22 protein-coding genes are annotated in these 18,969 nt (G+C 73.4%); 6 read left to right on the top strand and 16 right to left on the bottom strand.

The window, feature by feature from the left end; all coding sequences use genetic code 11:
* Nucleotides 1–41: 41 nt before the first annotated feature.
* On the top strand, nucleotides 42–398 hold the full coding sequence (locus ACH436_RS09810; RefSeq protein WP_430560016.1) for a PLDc N-terminal domain-containing protein: 357 nt from the start codon (nucleotides 42–44) through the stop codon (nucleotides 396–398).
* Nucleotides 399–497: 99 nt separating this feature from the next.
* Here the strand turns inward: ACH436_RS09810 and ccsB are convergent, their stop codons facing one another.
* From ccsB to ACH436_RS09775, 7 genes are all read right to left on the bottom strand, one after another.
* Entirely contained in the window at nucleotides 498–1,502 is a 1,005-nt protein-coding gene (gene ccsB, locus ACH436_RS09805; RefSeq protein ID WP_430560015.1) for a c-type cytochrome biogenesis protein CcsB, read from the bottom strand.
* A 2-nt stretch (nucleotides 1,503–1,504) separates the two neighbouring features.
* Nucleotides 1,505–3,283: a cytochrome c biogenesis protein ResB gene (locus ACH436_RS09800; protein ID WP_430560014.1), complete on the bottom strand. Its 1,779-nt coding sequence runs from the start codon at nucleotides 3,281–3,283 to the stop codon at nucleotides 1,505–1,507.
* A complete protein-coding gene (locus ACH436_RS09795) occupies nucleotides 3,283–4,062 on the bottom strand; it encodes a cytochrome c biogenesis CcdA family protein (RefSeq protein ID WP_430560013.1) in 780 nt (259 codons plus the stop codon). The genes ACH436_RS09800 and ACH436_RS09795 overlap by 1 nt, the downstream gene beginning before the upstream one ends.
* Nucleotides 4,062–4,691: a TlpA family protein disulfide reductase gene (locus tag ACH436_RS09790; RefSeq protein WP_430560012.1), complete on the bottom strand. Its 630-nt coding sequence runs from the start codon at nucleotides 4,689–4,691 to the stop codon at nucleotides 4,062–4,064. Before ACH436_RS09790 ends, ACH436_RS09795 begins: the two co-directional genes overlap by 1 nt.
* Complete coding sequence (locus ACH436_RS09785; protein ID WP_430560011.1) at nucleotides 4,691–5,335, bottom strand: histidine phosphatase family protein; 645 nt, start codon at nucleotides 5,333–5,335, stop codon at nucleotides 4,691–4,693. The genes ACH436_RS09790 and ACH436_RS09785 overlap by 1 nt, the downstream gene beginning before the upstream one ends.
* Before the next feature lie 114 nt (nucleotides 5,336–5,449).
* Nucleotides 5,450–6,700: a pectate lyase gene (locus ACH436_RS09780; protein ID WP_430560010.1), complete on the bottom strand. Its 1,251-nt coding sequence runs from the start codon at nucleotides 6,698–6,700 to the stop codon at nucleotides 5,450–5,452.
* Between the two features lie 183 nt (nucleotides 6,701–6,883).
* Entirely contained in the window at nucleotides 6,884–7,390 is a 507-nt protein-coding gene (locus ACH436_RS09775; protein ID WP_430560009.1) for a MarR family winged helix-turn-helix transcriptional regulator, read from the bottom strand.
* 102 nt (nucleotides 7,391–7,492) lie between these two features.
* Here ACH436_RS09775 and ACH436_RS09770 point away from each other — a divergent pair, with 102 nt between their 5' ends.
* Complete coding sequence (locus ACH436_RS09770; protein WP_430560008.1) at nucleotides 7,493–8,041, top strand: YceI family protein; 549 nt, start codon at nucleotides 7,493–7,495, stop codon at nucleotides 8,039–8,041.
* A gap of 77 nt (nucleotides 8,042–8,118) precedes the next feature.
* Here the strand turns inward: ACH436_RS09770 and ACH436_RS09765 are convergent, their stop codons facing one another.
* Both ACH436_RS09765 and ACH436_RS09760 read right to left on the bottom strand, forming a co-directional pair.
* Nucleotides 8,119–8,781 (bottom strand): redox-sensing transcriptional repressor Rex, encoded by a 663-nt coding sequence (locus ACH436_RS09765; RefSeq protein ID WP_430560007.1) that lies wholly within the window; start codon nucleotides 8,779–8,781, stop codon nucleotides 8,119–8,121.
* Nucleotides 8,782–8,812: 31 nt separating this feature from the next.
* On the bottom strand, nucleotides 8,813–9,079 hold the full coding sequence (locus ACH436_RS09760; RefSeq protein ID WP_430560522.1) for a glutaredoxin family protein: 267 nt from the start codon (nucleotides 9,077–9,079) through the stop codon (nucleotides 8,813–8,815).
* A 41-nt stretch (nucleotides 9,080–9,120) separates the two neighbouring features.
* Here ACH436_RS09760 and ACH436_RS09755 point away from each other — a divergent pair, with 41 nt between their 5' ends.
* The gene (locus ACH436_RS09755) at nucleotides 9,121–9,924 is read left to right on the top strand and encodes an HAD family hydrolase (protein ID WP_430560006.1); all 804 of its coding nucleotides are present in this window, start codon (nucleotides 9,121–9,123) and stop codon (nucleotides 9,922–9,924) included.
* 97 nt (nucleotides 9,925–10,021) lie between these two features.
* Here ACH436_RS09755 and ACH436_RS09750 read toward each other — a convergent pair whose 3' ends face one another.
* Nucleotides 10,022–10,120, bottom strand: a complete 99-nt coding sequence (locus tag ACH436_RS09750) for a 30S ribosomal protein bS22 (protein ID WP_003792170.1) — start codon at nucleotides 10,118–10,120, stop codon at nucleotides 10,022–10,024.
* 154 nt (nucleotides 10,121–10,274) lie between these two features.
* Complete coding sequence (locus ACH436_RS09745) at nucleotides 10,275–11,450, bottom strand: acetoin utilization protein AcuC (RefSeq protein ID WP_430560005.1); 1,176 nt, start codon at nucleotides 11,448–11,450, stop codon at nucleotides 10,275–10,277.
* Between the two features lie 64 nt (nucleotides 11,451–11,514).
* Here ACH436_RS09745 and ACH436_RS09740 point away from each other — a divergent pair, with 64 nt between their 5' ends.
* From ACH436_RS09740 to ACH436_RS09730, 3 genes are all read left to right on the top strand, one after another.
* The gene (locus tag ACH436_RS09740) at nucleotides 11,515–12,906 is read left to right on the top strand and encodes a TrkH family potassium uptake protein (protein WP_430560004.1); all 1,392 of its coding nucleotides are present in this window, start codon (nucleotides 11,515–11,517) and stop codon (nucleotides 12,904–12,906) included.
* A gap of 35 nt (nucleotides 12,907–12,941) precedes the next feature.
* Nucleotides 12,942–13,613, top strand: a complete 672-nt coding sequence (locus ACH436_RS09735) for a potassium channel family protein (protein ID WP_430560003.1) — start codon at nucleotides 12,942–12,944, stop codon at nucleotides 13,611–13,613.
* A 77-nt stretch (nucleotides 13,614–13,690) separates the two neighbouring features.
* The gene (locus ACH436_RS09730) at nucleotides 13,691–15,070 is read left to right on the top strand and encodes a phytase (RefSeq protein ID WP_430560002.1); all 1,380 of its coding nucleotides are present in this window, start codon (nucleotides 13,691–13,693) and stop codon (nucleotides 15,068–15,070) included.
* A gap of 83 nt (nucleotides 15,071–15,153) precedes the next feature.
* Here the strand turns inward: ACH436_RS09730 and ACH436_RS09725 are convergent, their stop codons facing one another.
* The 5 genes from ACH436_RS09725 to ACH436_RS09705 all read right to left on the bottom strand — a co-directional run bounded on the left by ACH436_RS09725 (nucleotide 15,154) and on the right by ACH436_RS09705 (nucleotide 18,937).
* Nucleotides 15,154–15,876 (bottom strand): ABC transporter permease, encoded by a 723-nt coding sequence (locus ACH436_RS09725; protein ID WP_430560001.1) that lies wholly within the window; start codon nucleotides 15,874–15,876, stop codon nucleotides 15,154–15,156.
* Nucleotides 15,873–16,628, bottom strand: coding sequence for an ABC transporter ATP-binding protein (locus tag ACH436_RS09720; protein ID WP_430560000.1), 756 nt, complete (start codon nucleotides 16,626–16,628; stop codon nucleotides 15,873–15,875). Before ACH436_RS09720 ends, ACH436_RS09725 begins: the two co-directional genes overlap by 4 nt.
* 110 nt (nucleotides 16,629–16,738) lie before the next feature.
* Nucleotides 16,739–17,365: a TetR family transcriptional regulator gene (locus ACH436_RS09715; protein ID WP_430559999.1), complete on the bottom strand. Its 627-nt coding sequence runs from the start codon at nucleotides 17,363–17,365 to the stop codon at nucleotides 16,739–16,741.
* 23 nt (nucleotides 17,366–17,388) lie between these two features.
* On the bottom strand, nucleotides 17,389–18,252 hold the full coding sequence (gene proC, locus ACH436_RS09710; protein WP_430559998.1) for a pyrroline-5-carboxylate reductase: 864 nt from the start codon (nucleotides 18,250–18,252) through the stop codon (nucleotides 17,389–17,391).
* Between the two features lie 58 nt (nucleotides 18,253–18,310).
* Nucleotides 18,311–18,937 carry a hypothetical protein gene (locus tag ACH436_RS09705; protein ID WP_430559997.1) on the bottom strand — a complete coding sequence of 209 codons (627 nt, stop codon included), beginning with the start codon at nucleotides 18,935–18,937 and terminating at the stop codon, nucleotides 18,311–18,313.
* Nucleotides 18,938–18,969 lie beyond the last annotated feature (32 nt).

Here is an 18,969-nt window from a genome sequence, read left to right as displayed (position 1 = left end):
CGCGATTCCTGAGCATCCCGACGCCGAACTAGGCTGGGGCCATGTTCGCGCGTGTGATCCTGCCCCTTCTCGTGGTGGGGCTCGCCCTCTACGCCCTCCTGGACCTCTTCGGTTCCGAGGAGGACGAACGCGGCGGCCTCCCTCGTTGGCTGTGGGCGGTGATCATCGTCCTGCTGCCGATCTTCGGCGCCGTCGCGTGGATCGTCGTCAAGCAGTCTGCACGCCGCGCGTCCGGCGGCGGCCGGGGGCCGTCGTCCCGGCGCCGGCGTCCCGGCCCGTCGGGCCCCCGACGCCCGTCCGGCCCCGTGGCCCCCGACGACGACCCGGAGTTCCTGTGGCGGCTCGAGCAGGAGAAGCGCCGTCGCGAGCGTGAGGGCGGCGGCAGCGACACCCCCTAGGCCGAGAGACCGACGCCACGAGAGATGTGGTGAGCATGACAGAGGGGACCATCCACGACCGGATGGTCCCCTCTGTCGCGCTCAGCGTGCCCCGACGGGTCAGGCGCCGCCGGTCGGGTCGGTGTCGAGCCCCGAGTACGAGTGCTTGCCGTTGAAGATCAGGTTCACACCGGTGAAGTTGAACAGCACGCACAGGTAGCCGACGACGACGAACCAGGCGGCGCGACGGCCGTCCCAGCCTCGGGTGGTGCGGGCGTGCAGGTACGCCGCGTAGACCACCCAGATCACGAAGCTCCAGACCTCCTTGGGGTCCCAGCCCCAGTAGCGGCCCCAGGCGTGCTCGGCCCAGATGGCGCCGCCGATGATGGTGAAGGTCCACAGCACGAAGCCGACGGCGTTGAGGCGGAAGGACAGGCCCTCCAGCGACGTCGGGGTGGGGACGCGGTCGAGCCAGCGGAAACCCGGGCGCAGCAGGTAGGGCGAGCCGGAGTCGCGGCTGTCGCGCAGGAGCTGCAGCACCGAGGCGACGAACGCGACGGTGAAGATGCCCGTGGCGCTGATCGCGACGCCCACGTGGATGACGAGCCAGTAGTTCTGCAGCGCCGGCTGCACGCCCGTCGCGGCCACGTAGAAGACGTTCACCCCGAGCACGAGGAACAGCACCGACAGGCCGGTGACGAACGCGCCGAGGAACCGGAAGTCCTTGCGCACGTTCATGCCGAGGAAGACGGCGAGGGCCATGAACGACCCCACCAGCGTGAACTCGTACATGTTGGCCCACGGCGTGCGGCCCGCCGCGATGCCGCGCAGCACGATCGCCACGAGGAGCAGCGCGGTGCCCAGCCAGGTGGTGGACATCGCGATGCCGGCGGCACGGCCGCGGGCGGGCGCGGCCGCCGAGCCGGACGCCCCGGAGCCGCCCCCGGTCACGGGGGCCGCGGTCGAGGACGCCGCGCCCACCGCGACGGACGCGCGCGTCTCGGCGTGCGCCTCGGCCCGGGCGCCCGTGCGGCGGCCCAGGTCGATCGCGAACGCGACGAGCGCGATCGTGAGCGCCGTGGCGGCGCCCCACACGAGCAGCACGCTCAGCTCGGCGATCTGCATGGTCAGTCCTCCGTGGCAGTTCTCTGGTGGTCGACGGCCACCGGGTCGTCGTCGGTCGTGTCGTCACTCGTGCCGTCGAGAAGCCCCGGCACCGCTGCCAGGGCCTTGTCGACCTCGCGCTGCAGTCCGGCGTCGTCCCCGCGCGCGAGCCCGGCGAGCTCGACGTGCGTGACCGGCCGGCCGTCGTCGTCCGTGGTCTCCCATGATCGCACCCACACGCGGCGGCGCGGGGTGAACAGCGAGACCGCGAGCCCGGCGAGCGCGAGCAGCGAGAACGTGAGCACCCAGGTGAGCGACGGGTCGTAGCGCAGGTCCAGCGCGACGTAGCGCGGCACGTCCTCCCCGAGGGTGACGGTGCCCAGGCCGTCGGGCAGCTCGACGGTCTCCCCGGGCCGCACGAGCAGCTTGATCGTCTCGCCGTCCTCGTCCTCCGAGGGCGTGAGGGAGGCGGTGTCGAGCCGGTACACGTTCTGCGGCACGCCGTCGTCCAGGCCGAGGTCGCCGCGGAACACCTCGAGCACCATGAGCGGGTTCTGCGGCTGGGGGAAGACGGAGCGGGCCGAGCCGTCCTCGTCGACGACGGCGGTGGGCAGGAAGTACCCGACGAGGCCGATCTGCTCCTGCCCGTCGGAGACGTCCGGCACCTTCACGACGCCGCGCGAGGTGTACATGGTGTCCTCGGGCAGGAACGGGACGCGGCCGGAGAACGCCATCTCGCCGGCGCCGTCCTTGACCGTGATCTCCGGCGCGAAGCCGTTGCCCTGCAGGTAGATCTTGGCGCCGTCGACCGTCAGCGGGGAGTTGACCTTGATCTGGTCGGTGTGCTGCCCGCCGTCGGCCTCGCTGACGGTCACGTGGGCGGTGAAGTCGCGCGCCTGCGCGAACGCCACGGTGTCGGAGGCGAACTCGGAGTCGAACGAGTCGAGCGTCATGGAGAACGGCGACAGCGACTCCGGCTGGAACCACGCACCCTTCTCGAAGGTGTCGTAGTCGACGACGGCGTTGGCGAAGCCGCGGCCCTCGGTGACGATCGCCTGGCCGCGGTAGTGCAGCAGCTGACCGAGGGCGACGGACACGAGCAGGCCCAGCAGCGCCAGGTGGAACACGAGGTTCCCCGTCTCGCGCAGGTAGCCGCGCTCCGCGGCCACGGTGCGGGTGGCGGGCCGGCCGAGGCGCGGCTCCTCCGCGCCGACGTCGACCCGGAACGTGGGCAGGCGGCGCAGCGGGCCGCGCAGGTGGTCGGTCACCGCCTCGACGACCTCGTCGGGCGACGCCGTCGTGCTGGCCTCGGCCGTGGCCGGGAAGCGGCCGAACCGCACCGGCGTCTTCGGCGGCCGGTTCCGCAGGTTGCGGGCGTGCGCGAGCGTGCGCGGCACGATGCAGCCCACGAGCGACACGAACAGCAAGATGTAGATGGCCGAGAACCAGACCGAGCTGTAGACCTCGAAGAAGCCGAACCGGTCCAGCCACTCCCCCAGCGTGGGGTGGTCGCCCAGGTACTCGAGCACCGCGGCGGCGTCCTGGCCGCGCTGCGGCAGCACCGAGCCCGGCACGGCCGCGACGGCGAGCAGCATGAGCAGCATGAGCGCCACGCGCATGCTGGTGAGCTGTCGCCACGTCCAGCGCAGCATGCCGCGCCAGCCCAGCGTGGGGAGGTTCGGGCCGGCGGGCTTCTCCGGGCCGCCCGGCCCGCCCGGCACGGACGCGGGGGTGTCGCCGGCGCGGCCCTCGACGAACGCGTCGTTGATGCCCTCGGGCCGGTAGGTCGCCTTCTCGCTCATCAGACCACCGTCACGAATCCGCCGATCCAGCCCTGGAGCTGGCTGGTCCACTGGGCCCACAGCCCCGTGACCAGCGCCAGGCCGACCAGCACCAGCAGGGCGCCGCCCGCGCGCTGGATGCCCAGGCGGTGGCGGCGCAGGAAGCCGAGCATGCGCTGCGACGACTGCAGCCCGAGCGCGACCAGGAGGAACGGCACGCCGAGCCCGACGCAGTACGCGACCCCGAGCACGACGCCGCGGACGGCGGACGCCTCGTCGAGGGACAGCGCCTGCACGGCCGCGAGGGTGGGGCCGATGCAGGGCGTCCAGCCGAGCCCGAACACGACGCCGAGCAGCGGCGCCCCCCACAGGCCCGCACGGGGGCTCAGGTGCATGCGGCGCTCGCGCTGCAGGAACGGGACAGCACCCAGGAACGCGAGGCCCATGAGGATCACGACCACCCCGAGGACGCGCATGAGCGTGTCCTCCCACCGCACCAGGTAGGACCCCAGGGCGCCCGCGGCGGCCATCAGCCCCACGAACACCGCGGTGAAGCCGAGGACGAAGAGCCCCACGCCCGCCACGACGCGGCGGCGGCCCGGGTCCTGCGGCATCCCCGGCCGGCCCTTCGAGCCCGTCCCTGCCGACGCCGCGGCCATGCCGCTGACGTAGCCGACGTAGCCCGGCACCAGCGGCAGCACGCACGGCGACGCGAAGGACACCAGGCCGGCGATCAGCGCCACGGGCAGCGCCAGCAGCATCGAGCCGCTCCACGCCGTGGTGGCGAAGAAGTCACCCATCACGCGCCCTTCGCGGCGTCGTCGCCCGACCCGCCCGCCGCCTCGGCGAGCACCTCGTCGACGATCGCGTCGAGCGTGGACGCCTCCGCCTGCCCGATGACGCGGGCCGCGACGCGACCCTCGGCGTCGAGCACCACGGTGGACGGGACGGCCTGCAGCGGCACGACGCCGGAGAGCCTGGCCACGACCTGGCCGCTGCGGTCCTCGATCGACGGGTACGGCACGTCGAAGGTGCGCTCGAAGGAGGTGGCGGCGCCGGCCTCGTCCTCGGTGTTGATGCCGAGCAGCCGCACGCCGTCGGCCTCGCGCTCGTTGGCCAGCGCCACGAGGTCGGGGGCCTCGGCGCGGCACGGGGCGCACCCGGCGTACCAGGTGTTGACCACGACGACGTCGCCCAGCCAGTCGGCGGTGCTCACCTCGTCGCCGTCGAAGGACGTGCCCTCGACGGTCACCGGGTCCTCGCGGTCGCCGGCGTCCCACTGCTTCACGGAGCCGTCGCCGGACACGAAGCCCTGCCCGACGACGTCGCCCGCGCCCGAGTCCTGCGCGCCGCACGCGGCGAGCAGGCCGAGGCTGAGGACGGCGCCGACGGCCGCGGAGGCGCGACGGAGCGGACGCACGGTGCCCATCACGCCCCCGGCACGGGGTCGGCGCCGGCGAGCAGGTCGGCGGCGGGCTCGGTGTAGTGCAGGCCGACGAACGTCTCGCCGTCGAACCGCAGCGACGTCAGCGACGCGAGCGCGCACTGGCGGCGCCGGGGGTCGTGCGCCAGCGAGCCGCCCTCGTACGACCGGCGGGTCACCCAGACCGGCAGCTGGTGGCTGACCAGCACGACCTCGTGCCCCGCGTAGGCGCGGCGCGCGTCGTCGACGGCGGCACGCATCCGGGTCACCTGGTCCGCGTACGGCTCGCCCCACGACGGGCGGAGCGGGTTCCACAGGTGGCGCCAGTACTTGGGGTGGACGAGCTGCCCCGGGTTCTTCCCGATCGTCGTGCCCTCGAAGCGGTTGCCCGCCTCGACGAGCCGGTGGTCCGTGGCGAGGGTCAGGCCGAAGGCCTCGGCCGTCGGCGCGGCGGTCTCCTGCGCACGCTGCAGCGGGGAGGCGACGACGGCGACGACGTCGCGGCCCGTACCGGACAGGTGCTGCGCCACGCGGCCGGCCATCGCCTGGCCGCGGTCGGACAGGCGGTAGCCGGGGATGCGCCCGTAGAGGACGCCGTCCGGGTTGTGGACCTCGCCGTGCCGTACGAGATGGACGGTGGTGGTGGCCATGGGTCCCAGTGTCCCAGAACTCCGGGGTACCCAGGTCCCGTCCAGCATGACGTGACGACCCTCACGCGACCCGCTCCGCGAGGGCCGTCACGCCGTGCGCCGCCGCCGGTGCGGCTAGCGGTAGGTGACGTCCGACGTCGAGTACCCGCAGGCGGCGGACGGGCCGTCGTCCACCTTGTCGGGCTCGCCGGAGGTCACGCCCCGGTACTCCTCGCAGACGACGATCTTGCGCGAGGAGTCACCGATGATCGTCACGCCCGAGAGCGTCGCCCGGTCCCCGAGGTTCGAGTTGATCCCGACCAGCGACTTCCCGGGCGCGGTGATCTGCACGTTCTCGACCACGACGGTCCGCGCGTGCTGCGTCGAGCAGTTGCCGCACGAGCGGTAGAGCTTGCCGAAGTCGGACACCTGGAAGTTCTTGATGACGAACCTCCCGGGGCCGTTGTGCTGGAACACCTTGTCGGACGCCGACCGCGCGCCGCCGCCGTCCACGGTCATGACCTGCGACGACGACGAGCCCTTGAGCGTCGCCGCGTCCTCGCCGACGTCCTCCCACCACACGTTCTGGAGCGTGCAGGTGCCCGTGCAGTGGATCCCGTCGCCGGCGCCGGAGCCGAGGATGACGTTCTTGAGCACGGCGCCGGGCGCCAGCTCGAACATCGGCGGCTGGTCCTCGTCCTGGTCGCCCGAGGAGATGCCGTGGTACCGCGTCATCCCGCCGTCGCGCGTGCCGCTGACCTCGATCGTGTCCGACACCTTCTGCTCGCCGTTCGCCGACGGCCAGGCGGGGAACGAGCCCGGCGGCGTCGTCCCGGACCCGACCTTCACCAGCTCCCACTGCTGGTTGTACTGGTTGGCGTTGGCGAGCTGGGTGACGGTCGCACCGTTCGCGGTGGAGCGGTCGGTGACGGTCACGGCCTTGCCGGAGTGCCGGTTGAGCAGGCGGACGCGACCGCCCTCGGAGTTGACCAGGCGGAACTGCTGGTTCGCGGCGTCCAGGTCGGCGAACTGCCGGAAGCCGGCGCCGTCGGACAGGCTCCACTCCCACAGGTCGAGCACCTTGCCGGAGTTCTTGTTCTGCAGCCGGTAGTAGCCGTCGCCGGAGTCGAGGAAGCGCCACTGCTGCCACGCCCCGTCGTTGCGGTCCCACTGCTGCACGACCTCGCCGTCGGCGACCGACCAGTTGGCCACCTCCATCGCCTTGCCGCTCTGCCGGTTGAGCAGCACGTACCAGGCGTTCGTGTCGACGGAGGCCGCTGCCGCGGGCACCGCCGTCCCGACCAGCGCCGTGACGGCGGCGATCGTCGCGGCGGCCAGCGCCGCGACCACCCCCCGCAGCCGGCGTCTCCTCGTACCTCGGGTCATCGTCGACCCCTCTCGAGCTCGGTGGAGCGAGCCCCGGGTGGTGCGATCCGGGGGCGGTCGGCCGCGCCCGGTGCCCGGGCACGACGGACGCCGCGCGAAATCCCTTTCCGCCTCTGCCGCATCTTCTCCAACGTTGAAGGAGACCGGCAACCGGTTTCTCACGCCCCGAGACGGACGGTGGGGCTACCGTCCGCCCGTGCCCTTGGCCACCTGAGACACCTTGGCCATCGCGCGGCCCAGGACGGCGAACTCCTCGTCGGTGAGGGCGTCCACCAGCAGACGCCGCACGGCGGTGACGTGGCCCGGGGCGGCGTCCACGAGCGCCGCGTACCCGGCGTCGGTCATGACGCAGTTCACCCCCCGCCGGTCCCCCGGCACCGGGGTGCGGATCACGAGCCCGCGCCGCTCCATCCGGTCGACGGTGTGCGTCAGCCGGCTGCGCGACAGCGCGAGGAACTCCGCGAGCGCCGACATCCGCAGCGTCCGGCCGGGCGCCTCGGAGAGCTGTACCAGCAGGTGGTACTCCCCGAGCGTGACCGGCAGCCCCTCGTCATGGGCGTCCCCCAGCGCCTCGAAGAAGCGGGACGTCCCCTCGAGGAAACGTCGCCACGCCCACTGCTGCTCCTCGTCGAGCCAGCGCACGTCCGCGCGGCCGTCGTCGTCGCGCTCCCGCGCCCTCGTCGCACCCACGGGAATAGGTTACGAGAGCCCCGCGTTCCACCCCCCGTGACGATAGTTGATTCATCAACTATCTTGGTGACAGTCAGCACGACCCAACCCGAGGGAGACACCATGACCGCGCTGCCCGCAGGCCTGACCGCCGGTACCTACGCCATCGACACCGCCCACTCGACCGCCTCGTTCTCCGTGCGTCACGCCGGGATCGCCAAGGTGCGCGGCACGATCACGATCTCGAACGGCGCGATCACCGTGGGCGACGACCTCGAGTCGACCGCCGTCACCGCGGAGCTCGACGCCGCGTCGGTCAACACCGGTGACGAGAACCGTGACGGCCACCTGAAGAGCGCCGACTTCTGGCACGCCGAGGAGAAGCCGGTCTGGTCCTTCGCCTCCAAGGCCATCTCCACGGACGGCGACGACTACACGATCGTCGGCGACCTCACGATCAACGGCGTCACCAACACGGTCGAGCTGCCGACGGAGTTCACCGGCACCGCCACCGACCCGTTCGGCAACCCGCGCGCCGGCTTCGAGTCCGAGATCGAGATCTCGCGCAAGGACTACGGCCTGACCTGGAACGCCGCGCTCGAGACCGGCGGCGTCCTGGTGGGCGACAAGGTCAAGATCGCCCTCGACGTCTCGGCGATCAAGCAGAACTGACCCTCGCCGAGGTAGTTCGAAGGGGCGGTCCGCACATCTGCGGGCCGCCCCTTCGAACTACCTCGGCTTTTTTCGAACTACCTCGCGGGGGCGCCGTTCGTGGCCGCGCGCGCCGCGGCGTGGAAGGCCAGGATCTGCAGCTCGCCGGCCACGTCCACCGAGCGCACGACGACGTCGTCGGGCAGCTGCAGCGCCACCGGCGCGAAGGACAGGATCTCCCGGACGCCGCACGCCACGATCCGCTCGGCGATGGCCTGCGCCACCGGCCCGGGCGTCGCCAGCACCACCATCGACACGCCGGTGCGCGCGAGCACGTCCTCCAGCGCGTCGACGTGCTCGATCGTCAGCCCCGCCGCCGAGTTCCCGACCACCTGCGGGTCCGCGTCCAGCAGCGCCACCACCTGGAAGCCACGGGCGGCGTACCCCGAGTAGTTCGCCAGCGCGTGCCCCAGGTTGCCGATGCCGACGATCGCCAGCCGGTGCTCGGACTCCAGGCCCAGCGCCGTCGCGATGTACTGCGCCAGCGACTGCACGTCGTAGCCCACGCCCCGCGTGCCGAACGACCCGAGGTAGGACAGGTCCTTGCGCAGCTGCGCCGACCCGACGCCCGACCGCTCCGCCAGCTCCGACGACGACGTCGTCGTCACGCCCGCCTCCGCCAGGTCGCGCAGGGCGCGCAGGTAGTAGGGCAGCCTCGCCACCGTCGCGGCCGGCACCGTCGCCTCACCGAGCTCGATCACTGCTGGATCACCCTGTCGTCCTCTCCCGGGCTCAGCGGGCCAGCCGCCGCGCCAGCCGCGCGCCGTCCACCCGCCAGAAGCCCTGCTGCACGCCGTCCACCTCGACGACGGGCACGTAGTCCCCGTACTTGCCCACCAGGTCCCCGCCCGGGCCGTCGACCTCGATGTCGACCTCCCGCCAGGCCTCCCCCGCCGCGCCGCACACGTCCGCGACCACCGCCCGAGCCTCCTCGCACAGGTGGCAGCCGGCCCGCGTGTACAGCAGCACCCGGGGTTCACCTTCGGATCCCTGCGGCATGCTCACCTGCCAAGACTAGCGGCGCCGATACAGTGGACCGCATGCCGTCGCCCGCCGAGTCGTCCCCGCCGGCGCGCGCCGCAGCCTTCTTCGACGTCGACAACACGATCATCCGTGGTGCCAGCGCCTTCCATCTCGCGCGTGCCCTGTACCAGCGGCGGTTCTTCGGCACCCGCGACCTGCTGCGGTTCGCCCTGATCCAGGCGAAGTACCTCGTGTTCGGCGAGTCCCGCTCGCAGATCGAGACCGTGCGCAGCCGCGCCCTGTCGCTCATCGCCGGCCGCTCCGTGGCGGAGATCACCGCCGTGGGCGAGGACGTGTACGACACCGTGCTCGAGCTGCGCATCTTCCCCGGCACCAAGCGGCTGCTCGACGAGCACCTCGCCGCCGGCGACCAGGTGTGGCTCGTCACCGCGACGCCGGTCGAGATCGGCGGCCTCATCGCCCGGCGCCTCGGCGCCACCGGCTGCCTCGGCACGATCGCCGAGCACTCCGGGGGCTTCTACACCGGCCGCCTCATGGGCGACCTCATGCACGGCGAGGCCAAGGGCGCGGCCGTGCGGGAGCTGGCCGAGCGCGAGGGCATCGACCTGTCCGCCTCCTACGCCTACGGCGACTCGCTCAACGACCTGCCGATGATGCGCACCGTCGGGAACCCCTGCCCCATCAACCCCGACGTGCGGCTGCGCCGGCACGCCAAGGAGGTCGGCTGGCCCATCCGCGAGTTCCGGGGCCGGGGACGGCGGGTGGCCGGGCGCGGGATGAAGACGGCGTCGTGGGCCGGTGCCGCGTGGGTCGCCGGGCTGGTGCTCCGCAGCATCCGGCGGCGGATCCAGGGCCGCTGACCGCGCCCGCACCGGCGGGGAACAGCGAACGGGCCCGGTACCTCCGAGGAGGTGCCGGGCCCGTTCGTCCGTGCGTCCCGCCGTCAGGCGGGCGACGTCACTTCTTGTTGCGACGCTGGTGACGCGTCTTGCGCAGCAGCTTGCGGTGCTTCTTCTTCGCCATGCGCTTGCGGCGCTTCTTGATGACGGAGCCCATGAGGTCCTCACAATGCTTGTCGGTCGGTGGAACACGGTTGGTCCCACGAGCCCTGTGTCCAGGTGCAGCCGACCAACGCGGAAAAGTCCGTCCCCCAGGGTACCCGATGCCCGGCGCCCTCCCGACCGGCGCCCGTCCGGCCGGACCGGTGACGTCAGTCGCGGTAGGGGTCCAGCCCCCAGGTGGGGAACACGTGCCGGCGGGTGGCGAGGATCGCGCGGTCGACGTCGTCGGCCGGGTCGTAGCCGTCCGCCCACGGCCGCCAGGCCACGTCGCCGCTGCCGAGCCGCTCCGCCGGGTCGAGCCCGGAGAGCTCCTCGACCTCCTGCCGCCAGGCCTCCGGCAGCTCGATCCCGATGGCCAGCGGCGCGTGCGCCGCCTCGGCCACCAGGCTCGCCCACACCAGCGGCACGACGTCGACCACCGCGTAGCCGCCCCCGCCGAGAGCCACCCAGCGGCCGTCAGCGAGCTCGTGCGCCAGGTCGTGCACCCAGCGGGCCGCGGTGCGCTGCGCGCCCACGCCCACGTTCAGGTCGGTGAGCGGGTCGTTGCCGTGCGCGTCGCAGCCGTGCTGCGACACGATCACCTGCGGGCGGAACTCGCGCACCACCGCGGGGACGACGGCGTCCACCGCCCGCAGCCAGTGCGCGCCGTCGGTGCGCGGCGGCAGCGCGACGTTCACCGCGGTGCCCTGCGCGGCCGTCCCGCCCGTGTCTCCCGCGTTCCCGCTGCCGGGGAACAGCGTGTGCCCGTCCTGGTGCACGGAGACGGTGAGCACGCGCGGGTCGTCCCAGAAGATCGCCTCGACGCCGTCGCCGTGATGAGCGTCCAGGTCGACGTACGCGACCCGCTCCGCCCCGAGGTCGAGCAGGCGCCGGACGGCCGCGGCGGCGTCGTTGTAGATGCAGAAGCCGGACGCCGCGCCCCGCTGGGCGTGGTGCATCCCGCCCGCGATGTTCACGCCGTGCACCACGCGGCCCGACCAGACGGACTCCGCCGCGTCCACCGACGCCGCGACCAGGCGCGCGGCGGCCTCGTGCATCGCCGGGAACACCGGGTCGTCCTCGGTGCCGAGGCCGCGCACCGGGTCGGGGGTGCCGTCGGCGGCCGCGCGCCGCACGGCCGCGACGTAGGCGGCGTCGTGCACCGTCTCGATGAGCGCGTCGGGCGCGGGCTCGACGTCAGCCACCTCCAGGCCCGGCTCGTCGAGCAGCCCCAGCTCCGCGACGAGGCGCATGGTGAGGTCGAGGCGGGCGGGCGCCATGGGGTGCCCGGGGCCGAAGTCATAACGCAGGAGCTCGGGGCTCCACAGCAGCCGGGCGACGCGCATCCCGTCACGGTAGCCGACAGCGTGGCAGGCTGTGCCCAGCGACTGAGGGGCGAGAGGGGGCAGGGTGCCGGGGACCTGGGGCGGTCGCGCGCTCGCGCTGCGCGGATGGGCGAACCGCGCCGCTCGCGAGTACCCGGCCCGCCTCGCGATGACGGTCTTCGCGGCCGTCATCACCGTCATCTGGCTGCTGCTCCTCACGCCGTGGGCGACGGCGTCGGGGCGCGGGGCGTCGGTGGTCGACGCGCTCTTCACGGCGACGTCGGCCGTGTGCGTCACGGGACTCGTCGTGCAGGACACCGCGACCTACTGGTCCGAGTTCGGGCACGTCGTCATCCTCGTCGGCATCAAGGTGGGCGGCCTGGGCGTGATGACGCTGGCCTCGCTGCTGGGCCTCGCCGTGTCGCGCCGGCTCGGCCTCACGCAGAAGCTGCTCACCGCCTCGGAGACGAAGACGGAGCGGCTCGGCGAGGTCGGCGCCCTCCTGCAGACGATCATCATCACGGCCACCAGCATCGAGCTGATCCTGTCGCTGCTGCTGTTCCCCCGGTTCCTCGTGCTCGGCGACGACGCCGGCACCGCGGCGTGGCACGCCCTGTTCTACGGGATCTCGTCGTTCAACAACGCCGGGTTCGTGCCCACCCCGGACGGCCTCCTGCCCTTCGCGTCGGACTGGTTCGTCCTGGTGCCGATCGCCCTCGGCGTCTTCATCGGCTCGCTCGGGTTCCCCGTCATCCTCAACGTCATCACCAACCGCCGCCGCAAGCACAAGCACTGGGTGCGGGCCCTGTCCCTGCACACCAAGCTGACCGTGACCACCAGCCTCGCGCTGCTCGTGGCCGGCGCCGTGCTCATCGGCGCCCTGGAGTGGAACAACCCGGCGACGTTCGGCGAGCAGAGCTTCTCCACCAAGATCCTGTCGTCCGTCTTCGCGTCGGTGATGCCGCGCTCGGCCGGCTTCAGCTCCGTGCCCGTGCACGAGATGACCCAGGAGACCTGGCTCCTCACCGACGCGCTGATGTTCGTGGGCGGCGGTTCGGCGTCCACGGCGGGCGGCATCAAGGTGACGACGTTCGCCGTCATGCTGCTCGCGATCGTGGCGGAGGCGCGGGGTGACGCCGACACCGAGGTGTTCGGCCGCCGCATCCCCCGCGACACGCTGCGGCTGTCCATCGCGGTGGTCTTCGTGGGCGCCACCGCCGTGCTGGTCTCGTGCCTCGCGCTGCTGCGCATGACCGACCTGCGGCTGTCCGAGGCGCTGTTCGAGGTGATCTCGGCCTACGCGACGGTGGGCCTGTCCACCGGCGTCACCGCGAGCCTGCCCGACGGCGCGAAGTACCTGCTGGCCAGCCTCATGTTCGTGGGGCGCGTGGGCGTCATCTCGCTGCTCGGCGCCCTGGCCCTGCGCGACCGGCGCCGCATCGTACGCTTCCCCGAGGAACGCCCGATCATCGGGTGACCTCGTACCGACGACCCGTCTGACAGAGGAGAGCCGTGGCGGAGAAGAAGGCACCCGTGCGCGACGCGGGCGTGCTCGTGATCGGCCTGGGCCGCTTCGGCTCCTCGCTCGCGACCGTGCTGGACCGCCTCGGCCAGGACGTGCTCGCCGTCGAGCGCGACGAGAAGCTCGTGGCGCAGTGGTCCGGCCGCCTGCCGCTGGTGGAGGCGGACGCGTCCGAGGCGGAGGCGCTGGTCCAGCTCGGCGCCAAGGACTTCGGCGTCGCCGTGGTGGGCGTCGGCACCGAGCTCGAGGCGTCCGTGCTCATCACGGCCAACCTGGTGGACCTCGGCACCCCGCAGATCTGGGCCAAGGCGATCTCCGCCGAGCACGGCCGCATCCTCACCCGCATCGGCGCGCACCACGTCGTCTACCCCGAGGCCGACGCCGGCTCGCGCGTGGCGCACCTCGTCAGCGGCAAGATGCTCGACTACATCGAGGTGGAGGACGGCTTCACCATCGTGAAGATGCGCCCGCCGAAGGAGATGCAGGGCTTCACGCTCGCGCAGTCGGACATCCGCAAGCGGTACGGCGTCACCGTCATCGGCGTGAAGTCGCCCGGCGTGGAGTTCCAGTACGCGACGCCCGAGACGCGCGTGAGCGCCAACGACCTGCTGGTCTGCTCCGGTCACGCCGACCTGCTGGAGCGGTTCTCCGCCCGGCCCTGACCCTCCGGGCGGGTGTTCGGCGACCGTTCACGCGGGCGCCATCGCCCGGCCAACGGCGCCCGGCACGCTCGTGGTCCATGCGAAGCCCCCGAGCCGCCCTGCCGGCGCTGCTGCTGCTCCCCGCCCTCGCCCTCGTGCCCGCGTCCTCGGCCTGGGGTCACGGCCACGACCGCGGTCATGGGCGCGGCGTCGCGACGGTGACGACCGACGTCGAGACGCCCCCGCTGTACGACGACGAGGCCGGCGGCAGCGCGTCCGGCGACGACCCGGCGATCTGGGTGCCCCCGACGGGCTCCGGCGCCTCGCTGGTCATCGCCACCGCCAAGGAGGGCGGGCTGCGCGTCTACGACGTCGCCGGCGACGAGGTGCAGGCGCTCCCCGCCGGCGTGGCACCACGGTCGGACGGCGTCGCCGGCCGGTACAACAACGTGGACGTCGCGTACGGGCTGCGGGTGGGCGGTGAGCGGGTGGACGTCGCGGTGGTGTCCGACCGGTTCAACGACCAGCTGCGGTTCTTCGCGATCGACCCGGCCGGCGCCGACGCCGACGCGCCGCTCACCGAGATCACCGCGGCCGAGCAGGGCTTCCTCTTCCAGCCCGACCGGGCGGGCGTCGACTCCGAGCAGACGGCGTACGGGCTGGCGGTGTGGCAGCTGCGGTCCGGGGAGGCGTACGCCGTCGTCACGCAGGAGGGCACGACCCGCATCGCCACCGCCCGGATCGTCCCGCGCGCCGACGGCACGGTCGGGTACGCGGAGGTCGAGCACCTCGACCTGCCCGCGTCGTTCGAGCTGCCCGACGGCACCACGTGGACGCCCTGCGACGAGCCGGGGGTGGGCCCGCAGCTCGAGGGGCTGTCCGTCGACCAGCGCACGGGCACCCTGTACGCCGCGCAGGAGGACGTCGGCCTGTGGCGCCTGCCGCTGCCGCTGGGGTCCGGCGAGGCCCGCCTCGTCGACACGGTCACCGACTTCGGGGTCCAGGACGCCTACGACCCCGGGACCGAGGAGTGCTCCCCCGCCGACGGCTCGTCCGAGGCGGAGGCCGTCGCCGCGAACCCGTTCGGCGGCGACCTGCTCACCGCCGACGCCGAGGGCGTCGACGTCTACCACGGCCCCGGCCGCACGGGGTACGTCATCGTGTCCAGCCAGGGCGACGACACCTACGCCGTGTACTCCACGACGGGCCGCAACCGTGCCCTCGGCTCGTTCCGCGTCGCGGGCACGGACGGCGTGGACGACGTCAACGGCTCCGACGGCCTCGCGGTGACGAACCGCCCCGTCGGCCCGTACCGCCAGGGCCTGCTCGTCACCCATGACGAGCCGGAGACCGGCGCCGACGTCGAGCCGGGCCGCGGCGACGCGACCGGGTTCTCGTACGTCGCCTGGGACGACGTCGCCGACGAGCTGGGCCTCGTCGTCAGCACCCGCACCGGGAACGACCCGCGCTTCCGCTGACCCCGTTCGCCATCGTGCGTGCCGAATTGCTCCTCAAACGGGCCGTTTGAGGAGCAATTCGGCACGCACGATGCGCAGGCGGGTCAGGCGGTGCGACGGCGCAGGGTGGCGACGCCGAGCACGACGGCGCCGACGATGAACAGCGCGATGGCGCCGACGGCTCCCCGCACGTCCGCCCACGCGCCGCCGGCGGCGAGGGTCTGCATCGCCTCGACGGCGTAGGTGAGCGGGAAGACGCGCGAGAGCCACTCGAGCACCTGCGGCATCTCGTCGCGCGGCATGAGCAGCCCGCAGGTGATGAGCTGCGGGAAGATCACGGCGGGCATCATCTGCACGGCCTGGAACTCCGTGCGCGCGAGCGCGGAGGCGGCGAGGCCGAGGCAGCAGCCGAGGACGGCGTCGAGCATCGCCACGACGAGCACCAACCAGAGCGGGCCCAGCACGTCCATCCCCACGGCGAGCGCGAAGCCGACCACCACCAGCGACTGCAGCAGCGCGAGGCCGGCGAACGCGAGCGCGTAGCCGGCCACGAAGTCGCCCTTGCGCAGCGGCGTCGTCATCAGCCGCTCGAGGGTGCCCGACTGCCGCTCGCGGAGCGTCGCCACGCTCGTCACGAGGAACATGACGATCAGCGGGAACAAGCCCACGAGCATCGGGCCGAACTGGTCGAGCACGGGGGTGCCGTCGAACATCCACGCGATGAGGCCGAGCAGCAGGCACGGCAGCACGAGGATCAGCGCCACGGTGCGGCGGTCGAAGCGGAGCTGCGCCAGCACGCGGCCCGCCGTCGTCGTGGTGAGCGTCATCGGGAGCCCTCCCCGGTCGTCGCGGCCTGCTGGTCGATGAGCGCGAGGAACGCCCGCTCGGCGTCCGGCGCCCCGGTCGTGGCGAGCAGCTCGGCCGGCGTCGTGTCGGCGACGAGCGCGCCGTCGCGCAGCAGCAGCAGGCGGTCGCACTGGGTGGCCTCGTCCATGACGTGGCTGGAGACGAGGAGGGCGCGCCCCTCGCCCGCGAGGCGGCGGAACATCGCCCACAGGTCGCGGCGCAGGACGGGGTCGAGGCCCACGGTGGGCTCGTCGAGCACGAGGAGCTCCGGGTCGCCGACGAGCGCCGCGCCGAGCGAGACGCGCGAGCGCTCCCCGCCGGACAGGGTGCCGACGCGCTGCCTCTCGTGCCCGCCCAGGTCGACGGCGGTGACGGCGCGCCGCACCGCCGCCTCGGCGCCCGCGCGCGGCAGGCCGGCGAGCCGGGCGAAGTAGCGCAGGTTCTGCACCACCGTGAGGTCGGTGTACACGGAGGCCGCCTGCGTCACGTAGCCGACGCGGCGCCGCAGGCCGGGCGAGCCGGCGGGCGCGCCGAGCACGGTCACCTCGCCGGTGACGCGGGCCTGGACGCCGACGACGGCGCGCATGAGCGTCGTCTTGCCCGAGCCGGACGGGCCGAGCAGTCCCACCACCTGGCCGGCGGGCACCGACACGTCCAGCCCGTCGATGATCGTCCGGCCGCCGCGCTCGACCCGGAGCCCCCGGACCCGCACCGCGTCGCCGTTATTCCCCATGTGGAGAATTCTGCTCCCGCGGGCCGATGCCGCGCAATCCCCCGGGTGTTGTGGGCGCGATTTCGGGGACAATTCGAGCCCGGATTATCCCCGAAATCGCGCCCACAGCGTCAGGCCGGAGGGAGGTCCCCTGTGAGGTAGCGCTGCACGGACGGGCCGACGAGCGCCGCGACGCCCGCGGGTGACTCCGACGCGAGCGGCTCGATCGGCACGAGGTAACGCGTCATCAGCACCCCCGCCATCTGCGAGGCGACGAGCGAGGCCCGCAGCCGCGCGTCCGCGACCCCGAGGCGCGCGACGATCGGCCCGAGGAGCTCCGCCCCGAGGAACTGGGGCAGCAGGGCGCGCAGCCCCGGGTCGGACATCACCGCCGGGATCACCAGGCGCACCGTCTCGCCGTAGTCCGTGTCCCAGACGTCGACCACGGCGCGCACGAGCCGCTCCCCCAGGCTCTCCACCGGCCCGTCGGCCGCGGCGCGCACGATCGCCGCCGGGTCGACGTCGACGAGCCCGAGAGACGCGGTGAACAGCTGCGTCTTGCCGCCGAACCAGTGCCGCACCGTGCCCGGGTCGACGCCGGCACGCCGCGCCACCGAGCGGACGGACGCCGCCTCGTAGCCGCGCTCGCGGAACTCCTCGCGGGCGCCGGCGAGCACCACGGCGCGGGTGTCCTGCCCCGCCGGCCGCCGCCCCCGGCGCGCGCTCCCCGCGCCGTCGTCCGCCCGACCGCCGCTCACCACCGCTCCACCTCGGACCCGGCTCAGGCGTGCTCGGCCGCGAGCTCGCGGGAGCGGTCGCGCGCAGCCTCGAGCGCGTCGAGGAACGCGGCACGCACGCCGCCGTCGTCGAGCTTGCGCAGCGCGGCGACGGTGGTGCCACCGGGCGAGGAGACCTTCTCGCGCAGCAGGACCGGGTGCTCCCCGGTCTCGTCGAGCAGCTTGGCCGAGCCGAGCACGGTCTCGACGGCCAGGCGGCGCGCGACATCGCGCGTGAGGCCGAGCAGCACGCCCGCCTCCGCCATCGCGTCGACCACGTAGAACACGTAGGCCGGGCCCGACCCGGCGAGCGCGCCGAACGCGTCGATGTCCTTCTCGGCGACACGGAAGACGTGACCGGAGCCGGAGAGCACCTTCTCCACCAGCGCGACGTCGTCCTCGCGGGCCGCGCTGCCGCCGACGACGGCGGTGACGCCCGCACCCACCAGCGCGGGGGTGTTCGGCATCGTCCGGACCACGGGCGTCCCGGCGGGGAGGCGCTGCTCGAAGAACGACAGCGGCAGGCCCGCCGCCAGGCTGACGACGACTGCGCCCGGCTCCAGGGCGTCCGCCACGCGGTCGAGCATCGCCCCCACGTCCTTGGGCTTCACACCGACGACGACGACGTGCGCGCCCTCGACCGCGGCGACGTTGTCCGTCGTCGCGCGGACGCCGAACCGCTCGGTGAGGTGCGCCCCCCGCTCCGCCCGGCGGGAGGTGGCCACCACGTCCTGCGGCGCGACGCCCGCGGCCAGCGCGCCCGCCAGCACCGCCTCGCCCATGTTCCCCGTGCCGAGGAACGCCATCTTCACGCCGCCCACCTGGTGGTTCGTGGGGGTTCCGGCCTGCTCGTCAGTCTGCTCGCTCACGGGCACCACGGTACGTCGCCGCGGCCGGTCCGGGCCGTCGTCGCCGGCTCCGCCCGGGCTACAGCGGGTAGGCGGAGTAGAAGTCCTCGACCAGGTCGGCCGGGCCGGTGGCCTGCAGCACCGCGGTGCCGTTGCGCCACGTCACGACAGCGGTGCCCTCGGTGGAGCCGGGCGTCACCACGTAGGCGCCGGTGGCCTGGCCGTCGACGGAGACCTCGCCCTCGCCGGTCGGCTCGCCGGCGGCCTTGACCAGGGCCCCGTAGGCCGCGGTCGCCGCGTCGTCGTCCTCCCACTGCCCGGCGTGCACCTCGACGGACGTCGCGCCCTCGCCGTCGCCGTCCGCGTAGACGAGCTGCCACGACTCGACGGCGTCGGCGTCCTCCTCCCAGGACTTGTCCTCCGTGACCTCGCGCAGCGCCAGCGCCAGCACGGAGTCGGGCTGCGCCTTGACGAACGCCGTCTGGTCGCCCGGGCGGCCGCTCGGCGCGATCGTCGGCGTCGGCACGGGCGCGGTCACGGTGGCCTGCGGCTCCGGCTCGTCCTGCGCGAACCCGGGCCACACGAAGGCGGTCAGCAGCACCACCAGGAGCACCAGCGCGCCCGCGGCCGACGCCACCACGATGCGCCGGCGTCGGAACACCGCCGGCGACGGGCGGCCCTTCCCGCCCGTGCGTGCCTGGCTCACGATGTCCTCCTGCGGGGTCGGCGGCGTTGCAC

Origin of the sequence: Isoptericola sp. NPDC019693 (assembly GCF_044389085.1) — a bacterium.
In the GTDB taxonomy this organism is placed as follows: domain Bacteria; phylum Actinomycetota; class Actinomycetes; order Actinomycetales; family Cellulomonadaceae; genus Isoptericola.
This window is presented reverse-complemented; position numbering and strand designations above follow the sequence as displayed.

Coding starts and splice junctions, on each gene's coding strand:
- ACH436_RS09810 (WP_430560016.1), top strand. CDS start 42: ATGTTCGCGCGTGTGATCCTGCCCCTTCTCGTGGTGGGGCTCGCCCTC.
- ccsB (WP_430560015.1), bottom strand. CDS start 1,502: ATGCAGATCGCCGAGCTGAGCGTGCTGCTCGTGTGGGGCGCCGCCACG.
- ACH436_RS09800 (WP_430560014.1), bottom strand. CDS start 3,283: ATGAGCGAGAAGGCGACCTACCGGCCCGAGGGCATCAACGACGCGTTC.
- ACH436_RS09795 (WP_430560013.1), bottom strand. CDS start 4,062: ATGGGTGACTTCTTCGCCACCACGGCGTGGAGCGGCTCGATGCTGCTG.
- ACH436_RS09790 (WP_430560012.1), bottom strand. CDS start 4,691: ATGGGCACCGTGCGTCCGCTCCGTCGCGCCTCCGCGGCCGTCGGCGCC.
- ACH436_RS09785 (WP_430560011.1), bottom strand. CDS start 5,335: ATGGCCACCACCACCGTCCATCTCGTACGGCACGGCGAGGTCCACAAC.
- ACH436_RS09780 (WP_430560010.1), bottom strand. CDS start 6,700: ATGACCCGAGGTACGAGGAGACGCCGGCTGCGGGGGGTGGTCGCGGCG.
- ACH436_RS09770 (WP_430560008.1), top strand. CDS start 7,493: ATGACCGCGCTGCCCGCAGGCCTGACCGCCGGTACCTACGCCATCGAC.
- ACH436_RS09760 (WP_430560522.1), bottom strand. CDS start 9,079: ATGCCGCAGGGATCCGAAGGTGAACCCCGGGTGCTGCTGTACACGCGG.
- ACH436_RS09755 (WP_430560006.1), top strand. CDS start 9,121: ATGCCGTCGCCCGCCGAGTCGTCCCCGCCGGCGCGCGCCGCAGCCTTC.
- ACH436_RS09750 (WP_003792170.1), bottom strand. CDS start 10,120: ATGGGCTCCGTCATCAAGAAGCGCCGCAAGCGCATGGCGAAGAAGAAG.
- ACH436_RS09745 (WP_430560005.1), bottom strand. CDS start 11,450: ATGCGCGTCGCCCGGCTGCTGTGGAGCCCCGAGCTCCTGCGTTATGAC.
- ACH436_RS09730 (WP_430560002.1), top strand. CDS start 13,691: ATGCGAAGCCCCCGAGCCGCCCTGCCGGCGCTGCTGCTGCTCCCCGCC.
- ACH436_RS09725 (WP_430560001.1), bottom strand. CDS start 15,876: ATGACGCTCACCACGACGACGGCGGGCCGCGTGCTGGCGCAGCTCCGC.
- ACH436_RS09720 (WP_430560000.1), bottom strand. CDS start 16,628: ATGGGGAATAACGGCGACGCGGTGCGGGTCCGGGGGCTCCGGGTCGAG.